The organism is Phaeodactylibacter sp. (genome assembly GCF_022763345.1).
GTDB lineage: Bacteria > Bacteroidota > Bacteroidia > Chitinophagales > Saprospiraceae > Phaeodactylibacter.
In genome coordinates this window covers 22832-43943 of the sequence record NZ_JALEGS010000040.1, presented here as the reverse complement: position 1 = coordinate 43943, position 21112 = coordinate 22832, and the positions used below count along the sequence as shown (strand labels likewise).

18 protein-coding genes are annotated in these 21112 nt (G+C 52.9%); 6 read left to right on the top strand and 12 right to left on the bottom strand.

The window, feature by feature from the left end:
* Positions 1-69: 69 nt before the first annotated feature.
* The 3 genes from MRY86_RS10865 to MRY86_RS10855 form a co-directional block, all read right to left on the bottom strand.
* Positions 70-1413 (bottom strand): TlpA disulfide reductase family protein, encoded by a 1344-nt coding sequence (locus tag MRY86_RS10865; protein ID WP_293567003.1) that lies wholly within the window; start codon positions 1411-1413, stop codon positions 70-72.
* Positions 1414-1531: 118 nt separating this feature from the next.
* The gene (locus tag MRY86_RS10860) at positions 1532-2059 is read right to left on the bottom strand and encodes a hypothetical protein (protein WP_293567002.1); all 528 of its coding nucleotides are present in this window, start codon (positions 2057-2059) and stop codon (positions 1532-1534) included.
* 12 nt (positions 2060-2071) lie between these two features.
* Complete coding sequence (locus MRY86_RS10855) at positions 2072-3502, bottom strand: dicarboxylate/amino acid:cation symporter (protein ID WP_366145564.1); 1431 nt, start codon at positions 3500-3502, stop codon at positions 2072-2074.
* Between the two features lie 85 nt (positions 3503-3587).
* Here MRY86_RS10855 and hemE point away from each other — a divergent pair, with 85 nt between their 5' ends.
* The 3 genes from hemE (at position 3588) to MRY86_RS10840 (ending at position 6045) form a co-directional block, all read left to right on the top strand.
* On the top strand, positions 3588-4619 hold the full coding sequence (gene hemE / locus MRY86_RS10850) for a uroporphyrinogen decarboxylase (RefSeq protein WP_293571440.1): 1032 nt from the start codon (positions 3588-3590) through the stop codon (positions 4617-4619).
* Positions 4620-4847: 228 nt separating this feature from the next.
* Positions 4848-5726 carry an acetyl-CoA carboxylase, carboxyltransferase subunit beta gene (gene accD / locus MRY86_RS10845; protein ID WP_293571438.1) on the top strand — a complete coding sequence of 293 codons (879 nt, stop codon included), beginning with the start codon at positions 4848-4850 and terminating at the stop codon, positions 5724-5726.
* Entirely contained in the window at positions 5713-6045 is a 333-nt protein-coding gene (locus MRY86_RS10840; RefSeq protein WP_293567513.1) for a cupin domain-containing protein, read from the top strand. The genes accD and MRY86_RS10840 overlap by 14 nt, the downstream gene beginning before the upstream one ends.
* 576 nt (positions 6046-6621) lie before the next feature.
* Here the strand turns inward: MRY86_RS10840 and tnpA are convergent.
* The 8 genes from tnpA to MRY86_RS10800 form a co-directional block, all read right to left on the bottom strand.
* The gene (tnpA, locus tag MRY86_RS10835; protein WP_293567511.1) at positions 6622-7083 is read right to left on the bottom strand and encodes an IS200/IS605 family transposase; all 462 of its coding nucleotides are present in this window, start codon (positions 7081-7083) and stop codon (positions 6622-6624) included.
* Between the two features lie 700 nt (positions 7084-7783).
* Positions 7784-8923, bottom strand: coding sequence for a cytochrome c peroxidase (locus MRY86_RS10830; RefSeq protein ID WP_293567510.1), 1140 nt, complete (start codon positions 8921-8923; stop codon positions 7784-7786).
* Positions 8920-9981 carry a cytochrome c peroxidase gene (locus MRY86_RS10825; protein ID WP_293567508.1) on the bottom strand — a complete coding sequence of 354 codons (1062 nt, stop codon included), beginning with the start codon at positions 9979-9981 and terminating at the stop codon, positions 8920-8922. Before MRY86_RS10825 ends, MRY86_RS10830 begins: the two co-directional genes overlap by 4 nt.
* Entirely contained in the window at positions 9982-10761 is a 780-nt protein-coding gene (locus MRY86_RS10820; protein ID WP_293567506.1) for an MbnP family protein, read from the bottom strand.
* 72 nt (positions 10762-10833) lie between these two features.
* Entirely contained in the window at positions 10834-11697 is an 864-nt protein-coding gene (locus MRY86_RS10815; RefSeq protein WP_293567505.1) for an MbnP family protein, read from the bottom strand.
* The gene (locus MRY86_RS10810; protein ID WP_293567504.1) at positions 11684-12496 is read right to left on the bottom strand and encodes a 3'-5' exonuclease; all 813 of its coding nucleotides are present in this window, start codon (positions 12494-12496) and stop codon (positions 11684-11686) included. The genes MRY86_RS10815 and MRY86_RS10810 overlap by 14 nt, the downstream gene beginning before the upstream one ends.
* An 8-nt stretch (positions 12497-12504) precedes the next feature.
* The gene (locus MRY86_RS10805; RefSeq protein ID WP_293567503.1) at positions 12505-13593 is read right to left on the bottom strand and encodes an FAD:protein FMN transferase; all 1089 of its coding nucleotides are present in this window, start codon (positions 13591-13593) and stop codon (positions 12505-12507) included.
* A gap of 9 nt (positions 13594-13602) precedes the next feature.
* Complete coding sequence (locus MRY86_RS10800; RefSeq protein ID WP_044226543.1) at positions 13603-14001, bottom strand: DoxX family protein; 399 nt, start codon at positions 13999-14001, stop codon at positions 13603-13605.
* A 56-nt stretch (positions 14002-14057) separates the two neighbouring features.
* Here MRY86_RS10800 and MRY86_RS10795 point away from each other — a divergent pair, with 56 nt between their 5' ends.
* The 3 genes from MRY86_RS10795 (at position 14058) to MRY86_RS10785 (ending at position 19604) form a co-directional block, all read left to right on the top strand.
* Positions 14058-14387: a T9SS type A sorting domain-containing protein gene (locus tag MRY86_RS10795; RefSeq protein WP_293567502.1), complete on the top strand. Its 330-nt coding sequence runs from the start codon at positions 14058-14060 to the stop codon at positions 14385-14387.
* Positions 14388-14389: 2 nt separating this feature from the next.
* Positions 14390-17314, top strand: coding sequence for a gliding motility-associated C-terminal domain-containing protein (locus MRY86_RS10790; protein WP_293567501.1), 2925 nt, complete (start codon positions 14390-14392; stop codon positions 17312-17314).
* Between the two features lie 757 nt (positions 17315-18071).
* Positions 18072-19604: a S8 family serine peptidase gene (locus tag MRY86_RS10785; protein ID WP_293567500.1), complete on the top strand. Its 1533-nt coding sequence runs from the start codon at positions 18072-18074 to the stop codon at positions 19602-19604.
* Here MRY86_RS10785 and MRY86_RS10780 read toward each other — a convergent pair.
* On the bottom strand, positions 19552-21072 hold the full coding sequence (locus MRY86_RS10780; protein WP_293567499.1) for an ATP-binding protein: 1521 nt from the start codon (positions 21070-21072) through the stop codon (positions 19552-19554). The genes MRY86_RS10785 and MRY86_RS10780 overlap by 53 nt on opposite strands.
* Between the last annotated feature and the right edge of the window lie 40 nt (positions 21073-21112).

Sequence of the window (21112 nt, the reverse complement as noted above, 5' to 3'; positions counted from 1 at the left end):
TTTTGGGTATTATGCTCAGTAGTATGACGGGAATAAAGAAAATTCCATCATTTATTTTTTCTCCGTCACTCACTCCAGCAGGCTAGCTATAAATGTATTAAAATCTTTCCTGAAATCCGCATAGGCAGAGGTGGCAGGACCATTGAAACCGGTATGTATGCGCTCTACTTCGCCGTTTTTGTTTAGGATAATCATCGTGGGATAGGCAATGACTTCGGATAGCATCGGCAGGGCTGCTGCGGCTGCTGATTTGTCAGCGGGCCCGGCAAGTGCGATGTCATAGCCCGGATTCAGATGATCTTTAAAACGCCGGATGGCCTCCATCGCTTTTTCCGGGTCTTCGTGGCGCTCAAAAGCGAGCCCGATGACCTCCAGGTCAGCCTGTGGGTGGTTCTCCAGGTATGCTTTCAGGAATTCCGTTTCATCCCGGCAGTTGGGGCACCAGGTGCCGAGCAGCTGCACGATGACGACCTTGCCTTCATACCGGGCATCCGGAAACCGAAGGGTATCACCAGAAGGGGTAGGAAAAGCAAACTCAAGTGTAGAGTAGCCCGCCTTCAGCCCGGTCAGGCTATCGGGGTCAGCCAGCGTGGCCTCCGGATCTTTTTTGGCCGTCCAAAGGGTCTGAAAGTGTTTGCCGGAACGGAAGGAGCCCAAGAGGCTGCCGTCTTCCCGGATCCGGGCTTCAAACATAAAGGCATGGGCGCCGTCGAAACAGCTGAGGTAGACTTTGTCGGTCTGCACACTGCCCTCTAAAAAGCGGTAATCGCCCGTTTCGGTCATAAAGGTGCCGGTCAAAGCATTTCCATCTTGCTTTAGCTCAGCTACTGCCGGGTACTGATCGCTTTCCGCTCCTTCCACTCCAAAGGTTACCGCCCATTTGCCGCTCAGGTCCATTTTAGGCGTTTTGCGGAGCGTGGTAAAACGATGGCCTTTTCCGTGATAGCCTTTAAAGGGGATACGGTAGTCCTCGCCCCGGTTGTTGACGATCCATTCACCCTCCATGACATCTTCTTCGTAAATAGCTTCGATGCGGGAATCGTAGACCGGGAAATTGATCACGATGGTATCTTTCGCGGTAGCCCGGTCCAGCCCAATCGTAATGTCATCTACCCGGAACCGCTCGTCTCCGTTGATCAGCTCAATGTAGAAATCGGTGTCGTTGGTGTAGATGACTTCAAAATTGAAAGGCAGCTCACCGTTGGTTACTTCTTCGAATTCCAGGTTGAGTTTCTCCGGCAGAGGTTCGCCATCGGGGTTGGGGGTTACCAGATTGGGTTCCAGCTCAAGTACGCCACGCCATGGGCCGGGAGGCAGAGCCGAAAACTCATTTTCGACAACGATGCAACCGGTGTGCTGTAACAGCATAACGGAAACGATCAGCAGGGCGGCTAGCCGGGAAGCGTTGTTCATGTAATATTCGGGTTTGCTGGTTTTGCTTTTTATACTATACTCCATAATCGGTCGAAAGATACATTTTTAAGGCTCAAATGTTAATTTTTCCATTTTGTTGCCCGAAATCTCCCCCGATTTAGGATTTTGTTCCTCTAAACTGGTCTTCTTTGTACTTGAACAGCACATTGAAGCTGGTCAGGCTGCCGTAAATGCGGGTGATGTACTGCTGCAGATTGACTTTTTCTTCATCGTTCAGATTGCTGCTGTTAATGCGCTGTTCCATTACGCGCAAGCGGTCGCGGACCATCACGATTTTATGGAAAAAACTCTCGATGGGCATCTCCTTAGCTTTTGCCGGATCGCCCGGCTCCAGTATGAGTTTGCCGCCTTCCCAGCGGTTGCCCAGCTCCGTGATTTCCTGTAAATCTGAAAAATTGCGGAGGACTTTGATCAGGGACTTTTCGATCTCGTTGAAGGAGACCCCTTCCTCAGCCGGGACCGCATCAATGATTTCCCATTTATCGTATTCCTTACCGACCTGTTTGATGCCATAAACCATGAAGCATACATCGTAGGCCACTTTGTGCAATCGGATGACGACGCCATCACCGTAAGCCGGGTGCTTGACCCGGGAGCCAATTCCAAGCAGTTGTTGTTCAGCCATGGGTATTTAAAATTAAACAGTTTCAAGTTCTTCGAGCCGTTTCACATCCAGTTCGCCTTCCGTTTGGGCAATCAGGGTGGAAACCGTTGCATCCCCGGTCACATTTACCACCGTCCGGCACATATCCAGGATCCGGTCCACCGGGAAGATGATCGCGATCCAGGCCGGGTTGAGCCCTACAGATTGCAGCACTACGATCATCATAACCAGGCCTGCACTGGGCACGGCAGCTGAGCCGATGGAAGCCAGCGTGGCGGTGAGCACGATCGTCAGCTGTTGCCCAAGGGTCAGGTCTACCAGGTGCATCTGAGCTAAAAAGACCACCGCAATGGCCTGATAGAGGCTTGTACCGTCCATATTAACGGTTGCCCCAATGGGGAGTACGAAGTTGGTGACATTTTGAGAAACCCCGATGTTGTCCCGGACGCATTCCATCGTCACGGGCAGTGTGGCCGCACTGGAGCTCGTTGAAAAAGCCAGGAACTGCGCCGGGCTGATGCGCCGGAAGAACCCACCGTAGGATAGTTTCTTTACGAAAAAGGAAGCGACCAGAGGATAAAAAACAAAAATCATGAACAGGAGCCCGATCAGTACGGCAATGGAGTAACTGAGCAGGCCTTTAAATATTTCGATAACCTCTGCCGGTGTACTGGCCATTTTGGAAATCACCCCTGCCATGAGGGCAAAAACGAAAAACGGTGCGGCTTCCATTACGACTTCTACCATTTTGAGGAAGACTTCATTGACGCCATCAATAAGCTGCCGTACCGGTTGTGCCTTTTCCTGAGGGATGAGCAACAACATAATGCCAAAGAAAATCCCAAAGAAGATAACTTGCAGCATGCGGCCTGAATCGGTCAGTGCTGCGAAGATGTTGTCGGGCACGAAGTCTACTAAAAACTGCAACGGGCCTGCTTCTTTAAATTGCTCAGCGGCTTTCATCCGGGCTTCCACACCTTCGTCGCTCATTTCTGTCTTCATGGCGGCTTCTGCTTCGGCCACAAGGTCTGCGTACTCTGGCTTGGAAAGGTATCGCTCCCCGTCTAATATACGTCCGCCAGGGGTGCTTTCTGCCCATAATTCGTACTTGAGCCGGTTCTTGACCCGCTGCCCTTCATCGATATAGTCGCCTGGCTGGAACAGGTTCACCACCACCAGCCCGACGGTAACCGCTGCTACCGTGGTGACGACATAGGCTACCAGGGTCTTTGCCCCCATTCTGCCCAGTTTTGCAGGGTCAGGAAGCCCTGCGACACCGCCAATGATGGAAAACAGGACAAGTGGTACAGCGATAAATTTCAACAGGCGGATAAAGATGGTGCCAAAGGGGTCAATCCAGTTTTGGGTAAAACCATTCCATCCCAGTGAGCTGGAAACGAGAGAGTAAATAATACCGGCAATAAGGCCAATGATGATCTTCCAGTGCAGCGGTAAGTTTTTTATCATAATCGTGTAAGGTCAGGTAGTTGAAGCCCCCAAATTAGACATTTTATAGCAAGCAAAATAAAAATTTGGCTAAGTTTGCCGCATGAGCACAAAGAATGACCTCTTTCTAAGAACCGCCCGTGGAGAGGCGGTGGAACGCCCGCCGGTATGGCTAATGCGGCAGGCAGGGCGCATCCTGCCACAGTACCGCGCCATTCGCAACCGGCTTTCCGGCTTTAAAGAATTGGTGGAAACACCGGAGCTTGCTGCCGAAGTGACCATTCAGCCGGTAGACGAGCTCAATGTGGACGCTGCGATCATCTTTTCTGATATTCTGGTCATCCCCGAGGCGATGGGGCTGCCCTATGAAATGGTAGAGAAACGTGGGCCGCTTTTTCCGGAAGTGATCAAGAGCGAGGCGGACGTTCAAAAGCTGACAAGTGGTGCCGACGCAGCGGCTGAACTGCAGTACGTTTACGATGCCGTGGCCCTCACGCGGCAGCAACTGGATGGCCGGGTGCCCCTCATCGGCTTCTCGGGCGCGCCCTGGACGCTGCTGGCATACATGGTGGAAGGCAGTGGCAGCAAGACGTTCTCAAAAGCCAAGAAGCTACTTTACACAGACCCAAAGCTTGCCCATCAGTTGCTGGAGAAGATTTCGGAAACGATCATTGCTTACCTCAAGCTGAAGGTCGAAAGCGGCGCGCAGCTTGTCCAGGTTTTTGATTCCTGGGCGGGCATTCTCAGCCCGGCACAGTACCGGGAGTTTGCACTGCCGTATATAAAGGTGATTGCGGAATCCATTACCGATGTTCCGGTCACTGTATTTTCGAAGGGCGCCTGGTTTGTCTACAAAGACCTTGGGCAGGTGGATTGTCAGGTAGTTGGGCTGGACTGGAACACGCCCCCTGAACTTGCCCGGGAATGGATAGGGCCTGATAAAGTATTGCAGGGCAACCTGGACCCTTGCCAGTTGTACGCTCCGCCTGAGGAGGTAGCGCAGGCAGCTGTAGCCATGCTGGACCGCTATGGCAGGGGGCATATTGCCAACCTGGGGCACGGTGTTTATCCGGATACGCCCCTGGAAGGTGTTAAGGCATTTGTCAACGCTGTCCGGGCCTATCGGTACAAATAAGTATCTGGTTTTTTATTAGATTTGCCCCCGTGCGCATTATTTTGGATGCGTTTTTACGACAGGCAAAGCTGGATAAATAAGCTTTTTATGATCGTATACCGCTGACAATCAATACACTGCCTGTTTGCGGCAAGGTGCTTTTACCGTTGCTCAACAGTGGTGCGACCCCCGAAAACCTTTTGTGTTGCTGTAACAGCGAAAACTAATCATCATCCAAAAAGCAACTGAATGGGCTGGTTTAAACGACTCAAAGATGGCATTCAAACCGCCACACGAAATAAAAAGGACACCCCTGAAGGACTATGGTACAAATGCCGGCGCTGCAAGGAAACGTCTACCGTTAAGGAATTAAAGGACAACTACTTTAAATGCCCGCATTGCAACTTCCATGTCCGTCTGCGTTCCTACGATTACTTCGGCCTGATTTTCGATGGGCAGTACGAGGAGCTTTATGAAGATTTGCGTTCTAAGGACTTCCTGAACTTCACAGACCTCAAGCCCTACACCGAGCGGTTGGAGGATGCTAAAGACAAAACCGGCCTCACGGACGCGGTAGCTGTAGCGAAAGGAAAAGTCAATCGCCGTTCCCTGGTGATTGCGGCGATGGATTTCAAGTTTATCGGCGGGTCTATGGGCTCCGTTGTGGGGGAAAAGATCGCGCTGGCCATTGACCACTGTATTGAGCACCGCATTCCTTTTCTGATGATTTCCAAGTCAGGCGGCGCCCGGATGATGGAGTCGGCATTTTCGCTGATGCAAATGGCGAAGACTTCGGCTAAGCTTACCCAACTAGCGAGGGCTAAAGTGCCTTATTTCTCTTTAATGACGGATCCGACCACGGGTGGTGTAACAGCTTCTTTTGCCATGCTTGGCGATATCAATTTTGCGGAGCCGGAAGCACTGATTGGTTTTGCCGGCCCCCGGGTCATCAAGGAAACGATTAAAAAGGAGTTGCCGGAAGGCTTCCAAACTTCGGAGTTTCTTTTGGAGCATGGCTTCCTCGATTTTATCGTGGACCGTAAGGATTTGAAAGAGGTGATTTCCGACCTGCTGTATTTCTTCGAAAAACCACCTGCAAATCCGGTAACTGAAGATGAGCAGCAATAGTTTTCTACGGCTTAAGGAAGATATCCGTGAAAAGGAGCTGGTCCCTGGCTTCACCGCCCGCCTTATTCATACGGATGAAATGACTATCGGTCATGTACAAGCTCAACGGGGGAGTATCCTGCCTGAGCATCTGCACCCGCATCAGCAAGTCACCAACGTGATCTCCGGAAAGCTTTCAATGACTGTCGACGGTGAAACAAAGATCTGTGAAGCCGGAGATGCTGTGGTGATTCCCGGTAACACCCCACATTCGGCGGAGGCGCTTACGGATTGTTACCTGATTGATGTTTTTCACCCGGTGCGGGAGGACTATAAGTAGACTTGAACTGGGGTTGTGCTGTTTTCTTTTTGACTTGATAGTTATCCAGACTCACATTCCGCACCTGTGGCGCGGAGCTAATGCTATGTCTTAGGTTTACCCACATTGTGCCCCTAATGGGGCATTGAAATGGCATAGCTGAGTTGAACACCAAGCAGTGCTTATTTTCAATTCGCTCTTTAAACTCAAGGGAACCTTTTCAAGTCCCGTTAGGGACTGTATGTTGGTAACCTCCTATCTGCAACCGCTTTCCCCGCGCCGTAGGTGCGGAATGTGCCTCCCAAAAAGACCTGCTAATCAACTGAGCGGCGTTATCGTGTAGATGCCTTGAGCAACTCACATTCCGCACCTAACGGCGCGGAGCCGGAGCGATGCCTTGGGGTTACCCATATTTTGCCCCTAGCGGGGCATTGCACTGGTAGCGTTTCGTCCTATTGAAGGGGAGAAGGGGCTACGGTCAGGGCGTTTTTTTTTCGGGCGAACGTGTAGTTCACCCCTTGAAGTACCGTTAGGGACTGTATGTGGGTAACCTCCAATCTGGTGCCGCTTCCCCGCGCCGTAGGTGCGGAATGTAAATCACTCCAAAGGTTTAAAAACAAACCGTTCATCATACTCCACCTCGAAGGCTTTTAGGAAGTCTTCATACTCTTCCAAAAAAGTTTTTTTCCGGTGGTGCTCTTCCTGGTTTTGAATATACCGGATTACCCTGGGCACCTGGGATTTGGCATAAGAAAACGCACCATACCCGCTCTGCCAGGAAAAATTGGCTTTACAGAAACCACTCTTGTTAATCCACTCTGAAGATTCTCCTTTGACAACTCTCATGAGGTCAGACAAGGATTGAGTGGGGCGCATGCCAAAGAAGAGGTGTACGTGGTCTGGCATACCTCCAATTTGAAGAACCTTATGGTTGTGGTTTTGTACAATGCCGGTGATGTAACGATATAATTCTTCCTGCCACTCTTTTTGTAGGACAGCTTGCCGGTAGCGCACAGCAAAGACGGCTTGTATATGAATTTGGGTGTAGGTATTCGGCATTGATTTTAAGAGTGAGCGGTTATTTAGAAAGCGTTTGCCTTACAAATATAAGCCTTGATTCCCTATTCCACTTAATTAAACTGGGACAAGGCAGGCTAACCATCTCATTTTTACAGTAGAAATAGTAAATTTTACCTTCCGCACCTATGGCGCGGGATTATTGCGATGTCTTAGAGTTATTGACATTTTGCCCCCTAGCGGAGCATTAGGGTGATATAGCTCGGTCCCCCCAAGGTTTTTTTTACCAATTCCTCTTGTAGAACTTTGAGAACAAGGAAGCAAAGGCTTTAAGTCCCGTTGGGGACTGTATGCGGGTAACCACAATGCTACCGCTTTCCCCGCGCCGTAGGTTGGGAAAGTGCCTCCGTTGAAGTTCAGGTATGCTAAGGAGAGATCAACAGAGCGGCGTTTATCGTGTAGAAGCCTTGAGCAACTCACATTCCGCACCTAACGGCGCGGAGCTAGTGCTATGTCTTAGGTTTACCCATATTGTGCCCCTAATGGGGCACTGAAATGGCATAGCTGAGTTGAACACCAAGCAGTGCTTATTTTCAATTCGCATTTTAAACTCAAGGGAACCTTTTCAAGTCCCGTTAGGGACTGTATGTTGGTAACCTCCAATCTGCAACCGCTTCCCCGCGCCGTAGGTGCGGAATGTGCCTCGTGGATCACCTAAGCATCCACCTCATACTACCGTTACCTACTCCCCAAACGGGTTACTAAACGCCGGATTATTCACAAAGCTCGTATCCGTCAGCATATTCAGGAAGGCGATCATAGCTTGCTTCTGTTCATCGCTCAGGGCAAAGGGTTGGATGTTTGGGTCTTCATTGGCGATACCGTGCCCGCCAGCTGCGTAAGAGTCCAGTACCTCCTCAAGTGTGGCAAAGCGCCCATCGTGCATGTAGGGTGCGGTAAGGGCGATATTGCGTAGGGTAGGTGCCCGGAACTTGCCGTTGTCGTAAATATTTCCAGTCACCTCTCCGAAGCCCTTGTCCGGAAAGCTTTCCAGGTCTTCCACATCAGAGATACCGTTGTTGAAAAAGTTGTTTTCTGTGAAAAGAGAACTACCGTGGCAGTGCGAGCAGCCCGGGTGCTCTTGAGTAGGTAACGCTTGCTCTACAAAGAACAGGTCACGCCCCATTTGCTCTTCCTCGGTAGGCCAGCCCTGCTGTGCCCATACCACCTGATCAAAGCGAGACTGATAGCTGACCATCGTCCGCTCAAACTGAGCAATCGCTTTTACGGCCAAATCCCGGTCAATTTCACTCGCGTACTCAATGCCAAAGGCTTCCCGGAATTTTGCCGGATAATCCGGGTGATTCCGAAGTTTCTCTTCCACTACGTCCCAGGACTCATCCATCTCCCGGTGGTCTTCGATAGGCACCAGGGCCTGCTCTTCCAGCGTGGCGGAGCGGGCATCCCAGAAAAAGCCCCGTGGGTTAAAGGCGAGGTTGACCAAAGGCATGGAGGACCGTACCCCCAACTGACCGTCAATACCCGTGCTCACCGATGCGCCATCCGTAAAGCTCAACTCCTGAAAGTGGCAGCTGCCACAGGAAATCGTGCTGTCTCGTGAAAGAATGGGATCATAAAACAGCATGCGGCCCAGTGCAATGCCCTCTTCTGTCATCGGGTTGTCCGGCGGAAGGATAGGGTTGGGGAAATGATCGGGCAGATAGTCAAAGGAATAGTCCGTCGGGGCGTAATCCGCCAGTATCGGTTCTTCCTGCGGGCAGTTATCGCATACGGTAGGATCACCGGTGTTATCTTCCTGACAGGCACTGAAAAGGGTCAGGGTGAGCAGAGCAAGAAAAAGGGGTAGCGCAGGTATTTTCATTGTAGCAAAGCTTTTTGATCGGACAATTTACGAACAAATGAAGTATCGGTCAGGGTTCCCAGGAAAGCGATTAAAACCCGCTTGTCCTCGTCATTGAAGTGTAATTTTCTGATTTTGGGGTCTACATTGAGCCCGGGGTGCCCCCCGCTGTTGTAATGCTCAATGACTTCCTCAAGGGTGGCAAAGCGCCCATCGTGCATGTAGGGCGCCGTAAGGGTAATGTTACGCAGGCTGGGTACTCTGAAGCGGCCGTTGTCGTATTTTACGCCCGTTACGGCACCCCGTCCGGCATCTGGATAATGATAAGGAGCCAGCTCCTGTTGCACACCATTATTCATATAGGTCTGATCGGTGAACAGAGGTGGCGTATGGCAATGGCCGCATTCGCCATCCGGCAGGTCTTCTGAAGAATCAAAAAAGATATGCTTGCCATGCAACTCCAAATCCGTGTAAGCTGCTTCCCCCCGCATCACACTGTCGTACTTGCTTTCACTGCTGATTAGGCTCCGCTGAAAGTGCGCCAGGGCATGGACAACTGTCTGCTGTGCGATGCCTTTTCCAAATACCTTCTCAAAGTAGGCGGGATATTCCGGATGCGCTTCCAAACGAGACAACACCGTAGCCCAGTCGCTGCCCAGTTCATTGGGATTGATGACCGGATGCACGGCTTGTTCCTCAAGGGTGGGGGAGCGGCCATCCCAAAACAGCCCCTCGGTTATCCAGGCCAGATTGACCAGGGAAGGTGCATTGCGGGTGCCTTCGAGGTTATCAACGCCCACTGCGATCGCTTTGCCATCGGTGAAGGCTCGCTCCGGCAGGTGGCAGCTGCTACAGGAAAGCGTAGAATCTTTGGAAAGGACAGGATCGAAAAACAGCATTTGCCCCAGCGCTGCTTTTTCCGGGCTAAATGGGTTTGCGGCATCCTCCACCAACTGTACAAAGTGGGCTGGCCCCTGCAAAGGAGTTTCCCTCACTGAAGCAGCCGGATCAGTGGTACATTGAGGCAGACTGAACAACAGTAAAGCTGCCCCGATCATATGCCAGGGGCGTTTTGTCATTTACCGGGTTTCAAGGCGGACTGCATTCGGGAAATTCTCACCCATGAAAACAGCAGCCGGAGAAGTGGTGGAATGCGCAAACTGCCCTTCCCGGAAATCCCAGTACGTCCCGTCTCCTTTGATCAGGATTTTCTGAAGGTCGATGTTTAGGGCGAGGGTCTTCGGCGTTCCTTTTTCTAGGTCAATTGCTCCGGTAAATTGGACCGTGCTGTAGTTGTTGTCACCCCCGACATGGTAGGTGAGCTTATCCTGGAACTGCCCATCGGCATCCAAATCTGCATTACCTTCTACTTTAAAAAAGATATAGCTGGAGGCATCTTCCCAGTAGTTCTGAGACAGCGGGTGCGTCAGGTCGTAGTCAGGTGGAATAGTCGCATTAAGCTCGGGAGAAACACCGAGCCCGATTTTTAACCCCGTGTAGTTGCGGACGGGCACTTCCATCTTAACAACTTCCACGCCTTCGGCGGCATCTTCGTCCGTGAAGACATTGCCAAAGCTGACCAACGCAACATCGGTCATCAATTCTTCTTTTTCGACACCGTCTTCTTCGTAGACCAGCGCGATGTCAGAAAGGTAAGTCTGCAGCAGTTGCATCTGCAGCGCCATATTGTCTTCGTACTCATAGGTCCGCTCAAACATCACGAGCGGGTCGTCTCCGTAGGTGCCCGTAGCCAGGAGGGTAAGCTCTGTAGTGGCGGGCCCACCGTTGTCATCAGAGTTGCCACAGCCAGCCACAAAGACGGCAGCGGCAAGCGCAAAAAGGAATAGTATTTGCTTCATAAATTCAGCTTCTAATTGATTTTAGCTGTAAACATAACAGGTTTACCACAAAAGCTGTTGTCCTTTTCAACGCTATTCCAGTACGATTTCCTTTAAAGAAAAGGCCTCTGCTGTATTGCCGACAATTATTTGCTGCAATTCGGCATTGGAATCTGTCGCTACATTGATGCCCGCCAGCCACTTGCTGTAATCGATCTGTATCACAACTTTGAGGTTGAAGCCGGGAATTTTCTCCCCACCTACGGGCAACTGCACCTGCTGAAGATTGGCAAAAGTGCCGATGCGGAGCTGCTCAGGTATGGTATCGGCCGCAGTGGTATCCCGGAAGAGCTCTATGAATTGGTACACATAACCCGAGTCCCGGTTGAAGTAAAGCAGGCTGTCGGTCAGCCCGAGCGGGTGGCTGAGCGGGATGGAATCGGCAATGGCGACGTTGGCCTGCCCATTCACACCCACAAAAAACCGCAGGCTTTGCAGATCGGCAGCCTCCCGCAGGGTGCCGAGACTAATGCTGCTGCTGTTGCCTGCCCGCACGAAGCCGAAATTGTCTGGCACCATTTGCAGCACGACGTTGCCATTGTTGTCGAACAGGTATACATCAAGCTCTTCCTCTATATTTAGGTAGGTCCCATCGGTACGCTGCAGTTCAAAACCGGATATGAAAAACTCGAACGCATTCACCGTGAAGGGGTTGCCGGCTTCATCCAGATAGACGCTGTCGCGCAACCGGAAATTATAAACGGTATCCGGCGTGCTGTAGACGTGGGTGAACTGCACCCTCACCTCCGGGTATTCACAATCTTCCGGCGCATTGTTATCGGCCGCAAAATTGTAGTTAACGGCCTCCAGGTCGAGGCACCCGTCCTGAGGCTCGTAGCAACCGCTCCATAGCGTCAGGAGCAATATTATACCTGCAATAATTCTACTGATTCTCATATTCGCGTACCAATCTCTTCACAATTTGCTTCACCTGCGAGCTGAATTCCTTATTGAGGATCCAATTGAAGTATTGTTTGTCTTTGGACAGTGTCTCGCCGACCGGCTTGCCATTGTATTTACCGAAACTGAACACAATAGAGCCGTCAATATCGTACTTCATTTTCTGCGTCGCATCCACATAACGCAAATCGTTGGTGAAATCGTGCACCACTTGCATATCGTTGGTCACCGGGGTAGGGGTGATGTTTCCATCGTCGTCTTCGTAATCCACGCCTCTGTATTTTTCCAACTGCCCTTTGAAGACGTCAATGGTCGCGTAGACATCGGCGAGGGCGTCGTGGGCGTTCTCCATTTCCTTGTTGCAGTAAAAGCGCACGGCAGCTTTGAGATTGCGGGGCTCCATTTTGTAGAAGATGCGCTGCACATCGATGGTACGGCGGTTGTCGATACTGAATTCGATGCCCACGCGGTCAAACTCCTCCATCAGCATGGGAATGTCAAAGCGGTTGGAGTTGTAGCCCGCCAGGTCGGCATTGCCGATGAAGTTGTGAATCTCCTCCGCCACCTGCTGAAAGGTAGGCTTGTTGGCGACATCCTTTGGGGTGATCCCATGGACTTCCATCGCTTCTTCGCTGATCGGGATGCCCGGGTTGATGAGCATGCTCAGTTCCTGAGGCTCGCCGCCCTTTTTGGGGTATTTGACCATCGCGATTTGTATAATCCGGTCTCTGACCACGCTAAGCCCAGTGGCTTCTAAATCAAAAAAAATCAAGTCCCGGTCCAGGTTGAAGTCCATAATAATGGTTATTCGTCGTTTGATTGAAAAAGTTCTTTAAGCCCCTGCGTATAGGTCACGGCCATGCCGCCGTCCGGTAAGCCATAGATAAAATACGCCTCTATGCCCGCCAGCGATTCTGCCATCGGCTTTGCTTTTTCAATGCCCATGGTCATGAAAGCGGTGGCGTAGGCATCAGCGGTCATACAGTCGTCTGCAAACACAGAAGCACTAAGCAGGGTATTGCGCTCCGGATAGCCCGTTTTAGCGTTGATGGTGTGGCTGTATTTTTGCCCTTCCACCTCGTAGTAGTTCCGGTAATTGCCGGAAGTGGCCAGCGCCCGGTCCTTTAGAGGCACGGTGGTCTGTATTTCATCCACCGCAGCCCCTTCTTTGGGCACGTTGATGCCGAGGTTCCAAATGTCCCCTCTGGGGCTTTTCCCTTTGGCCAGGGCTTCTCCCCCGATGTCTACCAGGAAATGTTGCACCCCCAGGCTGGAAAGCAGCTGGCCCACCAGGTCCACACCGTAGCCCTTGGCTACCGCGCTAAAGTCCAGCTTAACCCCAGGAAAGGCTTTGATCAGTAGATCGGTATCGTCGAAGCGCTGCAGTTCCACCTTTTCCATGCCTACATACTGCAGCAGGGAATCGACCATCAGGCTATCCACCTGTGCCACCTTCCGTTTTTCCGTATAGCCAAAGCCCCAGTAATTGACCAGGGGCATGACGGTGGCATCGAAGTACCCCTCCGTTTCGTGGTACACTTCAAGAGCGGCCTTGAAATTCCGGATAAAGTGGTCATTCGGGTAGGTATCTGCAGCACCGTCCACCGGATTGGTGTTCAGGTTGAACAAGCTATCCGCCCGGTTGAACCTTGAAATTGTAGACTGCGGGATATAGGTCGACACCTCCAGGTTGAGTTGCCGCAGTATGGAGTCTATTTTCGGTTGCACCTCCTCAATGCCGGGATTGTCGAAAGTAACCCGGTAGTAAGTCCCCATCGTTTCCCCTTCCAGAATCTGGTAATCGCTGGAAATGGCATTGCCGGAGGGGCTGCCGCAACCGCTGAGGAGTCCGGTCAGAAGCGCCAGGAAAATAAAGTGCAGAAGCGTTTTCATGGTAATGAGTTAAGCTGACTTTCTGATTTGAGCATCAATCGAATACCAACCGGGGCCTGCCAGTAAAATACAAACATAGGGCACCAAAAACAACAGCCCGCCTTCCATATCAGAATAGGGGTCGCCCCAATGCGCCACAAAGACCGCCACAAACATGGTAATGATCAGCGGTAGGGCCGCCAGCCGGGTGAATAGCCCCACGGCAAGCAACAGTGCGCAGAACAGTTCGGCAAAAACCGCCAGCCCAAGTGAAATTTCGGGCCCCAGGCCCAGGAAATCGAGGAACTTCACTTCTTCGCCCCCTGTAAGCCTTTGGAGCTTAGGCCAACCGTGCGCGTAGGCCATACTGAGCCCAAACATAAGGCGGAGGAGCAATAGAACAACGTCGTGATACCGGGTGTGCGTCATAAACAGGTCAGGTTTGCGTTGGCGACAAAGGTAGTCAAGCTGGGATTAATAATGGAGTGTGCGGCGGCAAAACTGCAGAAACTCAATTCCTTGAAGGTATCGATAGTTCTCCTTCAAAAAATGGTAAATTCGCAGTCTACCCGGCTCCATTCAGCAGTTTTCTCCAATTGGAGTATCAGGATCTGGGCTTTGAAAATTCTGGCAAAGTCGAAATCGCATTATCAAACAGCTTAGGCATGAGGGTGTACAGCCACTCGTATCAGGAGGTGTTTGAACAAGGTACATTGTCCATCACCAACCTCAGCCATCTCCCCTCCGGCATTTATTGTTTGGAAGTGGCCATAGAAGGGCAGCCCCCTCAGTTGTTCAAGTGTATCAAACAATAAATATGATGCGTCAGCGCATTTACTTTTTTTTCCTGTTGGGCACCTTGTCCGCCTTGTCCTCAAAGCCGGCAAATGCTCAGGACTTTTGGGTGTTCGATAGTATAAATACTATTTTTAGTGCTCGATGGGTGCATTATGATATTCAGAACTGTGAGGAACTTGACACGAGGACATTAGGGTCATTACTGACCCCTAATGGTTATACATTCATTGGCACGGATAGCCTCATAACCTATTATACGGGGTTACAGGCAGAGTTTTCCCTGGCAGGCGAAGGCATTTACACCTTCCCGATCAGCAGCAACTTCAATGCCGGGATCACTCTAAAAGGGACACTGCCCGATACAAGTATTGAGGGGGCAACCTGCAATTACGAAGGGCTGGCGTACCTGGCCGGCGCCGCAGTGAGCACCTATGACTATACCAACGGTGCCCTGCAGGAGCTGGGCAGCCTGCCCGATACGCTGCGCTGTGGCGGAGGCTTTACGCAGCGGGGCGGGCGGTTCTATATGGTTACTCTGGAAAATGAACTGGTGCTGCTCAATATGGCTGACCTTCAGCAAAGCCAGGTTGTGCATGCCTTTCCGGATTCTATAGGCGATATACAGGCAATGGGCTCTTTCCCTTATGCCTGCGACAGCATCTCCACCTACGTTTTTGCTACGGATGACACCGGTGATACTCAGGTCTATGAACTGGATGTTGAGGACTATAGCTTGTCCTTCCATTGTACACTTGATGCCTTTGTCACGGGGGTCGCTTCTTCTACCGAATGCACTTTGCCGCCTTGTAGTATGCTTTACACCGACCTGGACCCCGACGACAGCTCCGGTGCCTCCGGGCTGGGCTATCAGCGCACGACTTGCACCGGCCCGGTGCCGGTGGCCGATGCGGATGTGGAGGTTTTTTCGCCTTTTGTGCTAGATTCAATCCGCCTGCAGGTGCTGAGCCCGCCCGATGGGGGGGCAGAGCAGTTATCCTGCCCGGGGGCGCCCGGAGTGGAGGTAGCGGGCAACAACACCGGGAGCTTGCTTTTATCCAACAGCTATGCTTCCCTCGGTACCGATTTTGCAGCTGCTGTCCAGGCTGTGGTGTATGAAAATACCGCTGCTTTACCTACCCTGGGCAGCCGGGAAATCCTGTTGGAAATGTATTCTTCCTACTACGGGACTATGCCGAGCATCGCTACCATTACGCTCGATACCCTGAACAACCTCGCCCTTGCCGCTGATACGGCTTCTACACGCTGTTATGGACAGGAGGACGCCTCCGTCTCCCTACAGGGCGAGAACGGCACGGGTGGGTACACCTTCACCTGGCCCGATGGTGTACAGGCGGCTGAGCGCAGCGGGCTTGGAGCGGGGAGCTACCTCATCCAAATCGGTGACGGGCAGGGGTGCAGTGGACAGGATACGCTTTGGGTACAAGCCCCCGATAGCCTTTCGGTGGGCATAACGGCAGCGGCACTGTTTGCCTGTGAGGGCAGTGGCAGCCTTACCGCCTCCGGGGTTGGGGGTACGGGCGCTTACGCTTTCGCCTGGAGCAACGGGCAGTCCGGTACCACCACAACGGGGCTTGATGCAGGCACCTACACCGTTACCCTTACCGATGCCAATGACTGTGAAGCTACAGCAGCCTTTGAGCTGTTGCAAGCTGATACTTTCCTGCAAACCGATGTGGTGAAAGACTGTGCAGGCACGCCTTACACATGGCAAAACCAAACCTTCACCACCGACACCGCCCTCTGCCTCACCTACACCTCCCAGTACGGCTGCGACAGCACCCACTGCCTGGAGCTGCGCTACGAGCGTCGGGAGGGGAGCGTTCAGGTGGACATCTGCCCCGGCGGGGCCTACGCCTTCGGTGGGCAGTTGCTCACCGCGTCCGGCACCTACCGGGACACGATTAGCGACGGGCAGCCTTGCGACAGTGTGGTGGTGCTACAGCTCGGGCTCCTACCGGAGCCGGCTTTGTCCATCAGTCAGTCGGGCAGCCTCTGCAACGGCGGCAGCGCAACGCTTACGGGCAATGGCAGCGGCACTTTCATTTGGAGCGATGGCACCGCAGGGCCTGCACTGAGCACCACGGCCTCCGGCACCTACGCCGTCACCCTCACCGATGCCAATGGCTGCACCGCTTCGGACAGCCTGAGCCTTTCAGAAAACAGTATAGACTTCACCTTTACGTTGGGCTATACCGGCTGCCCGGAGCCCGGAGCCGGTCAGTTGCGGGTCGACAGCATCTGGGGCGGTATGCCGCCTTACAGCTATCAGCTCAATGATGGCCCGGTACAGCCCGGCCCGGTCTTTTCCAATCTGTCTGCACAGCCTTATACGATTACGGTAGCCGATGGCAGCGGCTGCGCCCGGGCCCGTCAGGCGGCCCTGCCGGCAGCCACGGCCCTGCAGGTGAGCCTGCCCTCCGATACGAGCATCCGCCTTGGGCAGGAAGTGCGGCTGTCGGCTGCTACAAATGCCACTAGCTTTGACATCGCCTGGGACCCGCCCACGGGCTTGTCCTGCACCGATTGCCCAATGCCCCTGGCTCAGCCGCCGGCCACCACGGCCTACACCGCTACCCTGACGGACAGCCTGGGGTGCACGGCCACCGCCCGTACCACCATTTTCGTGGATGCGGCTGCGCCGGCCTACCTGCCTAATGCCTTTTCGCCCAACGGCGATGGCCGCAATGACCTGCTGACCGTCTATGCCGGCACGGGCGTCGCGGAGGTCCTCCTGATGCAGGCCTACAACCGCTGGGGCGGTCTGGTCTATGAGGCGCAAAACTTCGCTCCTGGCTCGGGGGGCTGGGACGGTACGCATAATGGCGAGGCGACGCCTTCGGGCGTTTACCTGTGCCGCCTGCGCCTGCTGTTGCTGGACGGACGGGAGGTGGAGATTGGGGGGGAGGTTTTGTTGGTGCGGTAGTCTCGCCCGGCGCACTCCTTTCGCCGGGCGTGCTTGAGTTAGAACGCCGGGGGAAAGGAGTGCCCCCGGCGTTGGGCGAGCGGTGCCGGTCGGTGGGTCGCCAGGAGGCGGCCGCAAAGCGGCCGTGGCCTTTGGAGGACGCAGGCTGGTGCTCAACCTCATCCTCGCTGGGGCTGCGCCGGGACCAACCTGACCCTTGCAAGGATTTTGGTATTGTGGTGTTTTCCCGCCGTCGCCTGTGGCTTTGGCGGGCGGTGGGTGTTGTGGTGGCGAGCAGTGCCGGTCGGAGTAGCAGCCTCGCCTGGTGCACTCGCTGTCCGACGTAGTTTAAAACGCCAGTATGCATCCATACGGACAAGTTCATACGGACCTGTCCGTATGGATAAATTATGGGAAGTCGGTCCTTTCGCCGGGCGTGCTTGAGTTAGAACGCCGGGGGAAGGACCTCCTTCGTCGAGACTTCGGCGGTCGGGGAGTGCCCCCGGCGTTGGGCGAGCGTTGCCGGTCTTCATCCTGGCGAACATGGCTCGTGGGGCCTGGAGGCGACAGTAAGCTGTCGCTGTGTTGCGGGCGGCGCTTGGGCTCTCAACCTCAACCTTAGCCTCAACCTCAACCTTAGCTCCTCATCCTCCGGGCTACCCTCAGCTCAGATTGGTCCTTCCACCCGCCCATCAACCCCTTTCGTCGGATTCTTTTGCCCACCACACAGAAAATAGGTAGCTTAGATCGTTCGTTCATAATTTGACTCAAAGCCGAAATGATGTTGTACCCAACCTTATATATTGCTACGACTGCAAGCCTTGCCCTCTGGTTTTTATACCGCTCGGACGAAGAGCGGGAGCGCTGGCTGCAGCGTATTTTCTTTGGCCTTTTCCTTAGTTATGCACTGGTAGTCTTTACCGCTGATGTGAAGTTCGGGGTAAAGCTGTGGGTGTTGTTCCGGGACTTGCTGGTTCTGGGGCTATTGGGTACTGTTTTTCAATTGGCTACCCACAAGCGGCTTTGGTTCATGGGGGCAGCACTGGCTTCTGCGGTCTTCCTGGCCTGGTTTGTGCCGGCTCAGATGAGCGGTAGCCTGCGCACACTGGAAGCCGCGCCGGTAAGCTATGACCCGGATGGGGAGTTGCTGCTGGAACTGGCGGAAGGGGCAGATCAGGATGTGCTGAGCACGCCGGCTTATAAGTACGATTTGACTTTTTCCACTGCTTTTGAGGTTGGCGAAGCTGATCTCACAGAGCTGGATGACTACCTGGTCGTCAATATACCGGAAAGCCATCTGGCCGACTTGGAGGACATCCTGAATGACCTGCGCGCGGTGCCTGAAGTAGACTGGGTGGAACCTAACGAGCGCATCAGCATCAGCCCGGTAACGGGTGAGAAGCTGCCGGGGGTGAATAAAAAATTCGGCGTCAACGACCCTGGCATTTCGGAATTGTGGGGTTTTGAGGCGATGGCGGTCAATGACTTGTACCGGCTTTTGCGGCAGCAATCTGGCAAACCTGCAAAAACCGCGCTCATTGCCATTTTGGATACGGGGGTTGATGCCAATCATGAAGACTTATCCGCGAATTACAAATCACTGAATTCAACGGACGATAATGACCCAAGAGGGCACGGCACCCACTGTGCAGGCATTGCAGCGGCTGTGACCAACAACGGCATCGGCATTGCTTCCTTTTCGCCGGGCGCTTCCTACGTACAGGTGACGAGCATTAAGGTGCTGAATGCCTCCGGGATGGGGACACAAAAAAGCATCATCAATGGCATGATCAAGGCTGCGGATGCCGGGGCGGACGTTATTTCCATGTCCCTGGGCGGCTTGTCCAATCAAAGCAAAGAACGGGCTTACCGCAAAGCCGTGAAGTATGCCAATGACAAGGGGGCAATCGTTGTAGCGGCGGCCGGCAATGCCAACCGAAATGCCAAAAATTATGTGCCCGCTGCGGTAGACGGCGTGATTAGCGTAAGCGCAGTGGACAATGAGCTCCGCAAAGCGGTATTTTCCAACTACGTAACCGACCTGAAACGCGGTATTGCTGCGCCCGGTGTAGGTATTTACTCCACCATTCCCGGCAATCAGTACGACACGTATAACGGGACTTCTATGGCAACGCCTTACGTAGCGGGGCTGATCGGGTTAATGAAAAGCTTCAAGCCCGGGCTGACCACAGATCAGGCGTATCAAATCCTCAACAAAACGGGTAAGTCCACTCAGCAGACGGATCAGACCGGTAAGCTTATTCAGCCCGCGAAGGCTGTGGAACAGGTCTTTTCGGCTTCGGGAGGGTGAAGGTGAATGTGGCCCCTTTTTCTTTTTCGTAGGGTGCGATAGCAATGGTGCCGCCGTGCCGTTGAAGGATCCTTTTGCAGATGGCGAGCCCGATGCCAGTGCCTTCCACAAGCTCGTGGTTGCGGCTGAACAGGTTGAATATTTTCCGCCGGTCTTCTTCCGGGATACCGGGGCCGTTGTCGGTAATGGAAATGCAGTACTTTCCCTCTGCCGTGCCTGCCGCTATCTGAATTTTGGCAACAGCCGCATCACAGTATTTTACCGCATTGCTAAGCAGGTTTTGCACGACCTGTTCCAAATGGACCTCATAGCCTTCCACAACCGGTAAGGGCTGTTCCGGCAATTCCACCTCGACGCGCTGCTGAGGGTAGGCCTGTTGCAGCTCTTTGATCTTTCGGGCAAACAGCTGTTGAAGATCCACCATTTCGTACTCATCCTCTACAGCAGTAATCCGTGAATATTGCAGTACGCCTTCCAGCAGCCCGTACATCCGGCGGGCGCCGTCCACTGCTTCGTCAATATAGGTCAGCAGTTCGGCATCGATTTTTCCTTTAGCTTTCCGTTTGAGCAGCCCAAGATGGGAAGTCACAGAGCGCAGGGGCTGTTTTAAATCGTGAGAAGCACTGTAGGCAAAGGCTTCGAGGTCCTCCACGGCCTGACGTAGACGATGGGTCCGTTCTTCAACGGTTTTTTCCAGGTTTTGGCGGGACTCGATTTTATCTGTGATATCCCTTTGTACGCCAATGAAATGGGTAGTCCAGCCTGCCTCATTTTTTACGGGCACGATATTGATCCCCACCCAATAGCAGGAGCCATTTTTATGGTAGTTTTGAAGTTCTGCCTGTACGGCTACTTTTTCCTTAAGCGCTTTTTTGATACGATCAAGCTCGGTCCGGTCTGTTTTGGGCCCCTGCAGCATTCTGGGCGTCTTGCCTAGTACTTCGTGCTCTTCATAACCCGTCATATCTGTAAAAGCCCGGTTGACATAAACGATAGAGGGCCCCTTGGGCGCATCCAAAGGGCTCGCTTCAGTGATGATTATGGCTTCACTGGAATAGTAGGGGATCGACAGGAGCAGCTTAGAAAGTTTCGGTGGGTAAGGCGCACTTTTTTCAAAAGGATAAAGAAGCAGGACCCCACCTGTTATTTCCGAGGCCGAAGTCTGACCAATGTAATGATAAGGGAAAACGGCCGCGGAAGCATGAAGCATGACCCCATTAATCAGCCGAAGTTTTAAATCATGCAGGTATTCTACTTCTGTTTTTTCTTCGAAAACCTGCTTTTCTATTATGGTGCCCAAATGTTCCTTCAGCCCCGGCAGGATATCGTAAATCGACTTTCCTAAAGCCTCTGCTCTGGAAATACCGGTATGCTCTTCAATGCTATTGTTCCAATGAATAATCCGGTAGCGTTTGTCAAAGCTCGCGACAAGATCGCTTGAGCGTTTTAAAATGTTAATCAGCGGCATTAGGATATTTTTCAGGGAACTGGGATATAATAATTCCTGA

Bases quoted from the DNA above. Each gene is read 5' to 3' on its own strand.
- MRY86_RS10865 (WP_293567003.1), bottom strand. From the start codon at position 1,413: ATGAACAACGCTTCCCGGCTAGCCGCCCTGCTGATCGTTTCCGTTATG.
- MRY86_RS10860 (WP_293567002.1), bottom strand. From the start codon at position 2,059: ATGGCTGAACAACAACTGCTTGGAATTGGCTCCCGGGTCAAGCACCCG.
- hemE (WP_293571440.1), top strand. From the start codon at position 3,588: ATGAGCACAAAGAATGACCTCTTTCTAAGAACCGCCCGTGGAGAGGCG.
- accD (WP_293571438.1), top strand. From the start codon at position 4,848: ATGGGCTGGTTTAAACGACTCAAAGATGGCATTCAAACCGCCACACGA.
- MRY86_RS10840 (WP_293567513.1), top strand. From the start codon at position 5,713: ATGAGCAGCAATAGTTTTCTACGGCTTAAGGAAGATATCCGTGAAAAG.
- tnpA (WP_293567511.1), bottom strand. From the start codon at position 7,083: ATGCCGAATACCTACACCCAAATTCATATACAAGCCGTCTTTGCTGTG.
- MRY86_RS10830 (WP_293567510.1), bottom strand. From the start codon at position 8,923: ATGAAAATACCTGCGCTACCCCTTTTTCTTGCTCTGCTCACCCTGACC.
- MRY86_RS10825 (WP_293567508.1), bottom strand. From the start codon at position 9,981: ATGACAAAACGCCCCTGGCATATGATCGGGGCAGCTTTACTGTTGTTC.
- MRY86_RS10820 (WP_293567506.1), bottom strand. From the start codon at position 10,761: ATGAAGCAAATACTATTCCTTTTTGCGCTTGCCGCTGCCGTCTTTGTG.
- MRY86_RS10815 (WP_293567505.1), bottom strand. From the start codon at position 11,697: ATGAGAATCAGTAGAATTATTGCAGGTATAATATTGCTCCTGACGCTA.
- MRY86_RS10810 (WP_293567504.1), bottom strand. From the start codon at position 12,496: ATGGACTTCAACCTGGACCGGGACTTGATTTTTTTTGATTTAGAAGCC.
- MRY86_RS10805 (WP_293567503.1), bottom strand. From the start codon at position 13,593: ATGAAAACGCTTCTGCACTTTATTTTCCTGGCGCTTCTGACCGGACTC.
- MRY86_RS10800 (WP_044226543.1), bottom strand. From the start codon at position 14,001: ATGACGCACACCCGGTATCACGACGTTGTTCTATTGCTCCTCCGCCTT.
- MRY86_RS10790 (WP_293567501.1), top strand. From the start codon at position 14,390: ATGATGCGTCAGCGCATTTACTTTTTTTTCCTGTTGGGCACCTTGTCC.
- MRY86_RS10785 (WP_293567500.1), top strand. From the start codon at position 18,072: ATGATGTTGTACCCAACCTTATATATTGCTACGACTGCAAGCCTTGCC.
- MRY86_RS10780 (WP_293567499.1), bottom strand. From the start codon at position 21,072: ATGCCGCTGATTAACATTTTAAAACGCTCAAGCGATCTTGTCGCGAGC.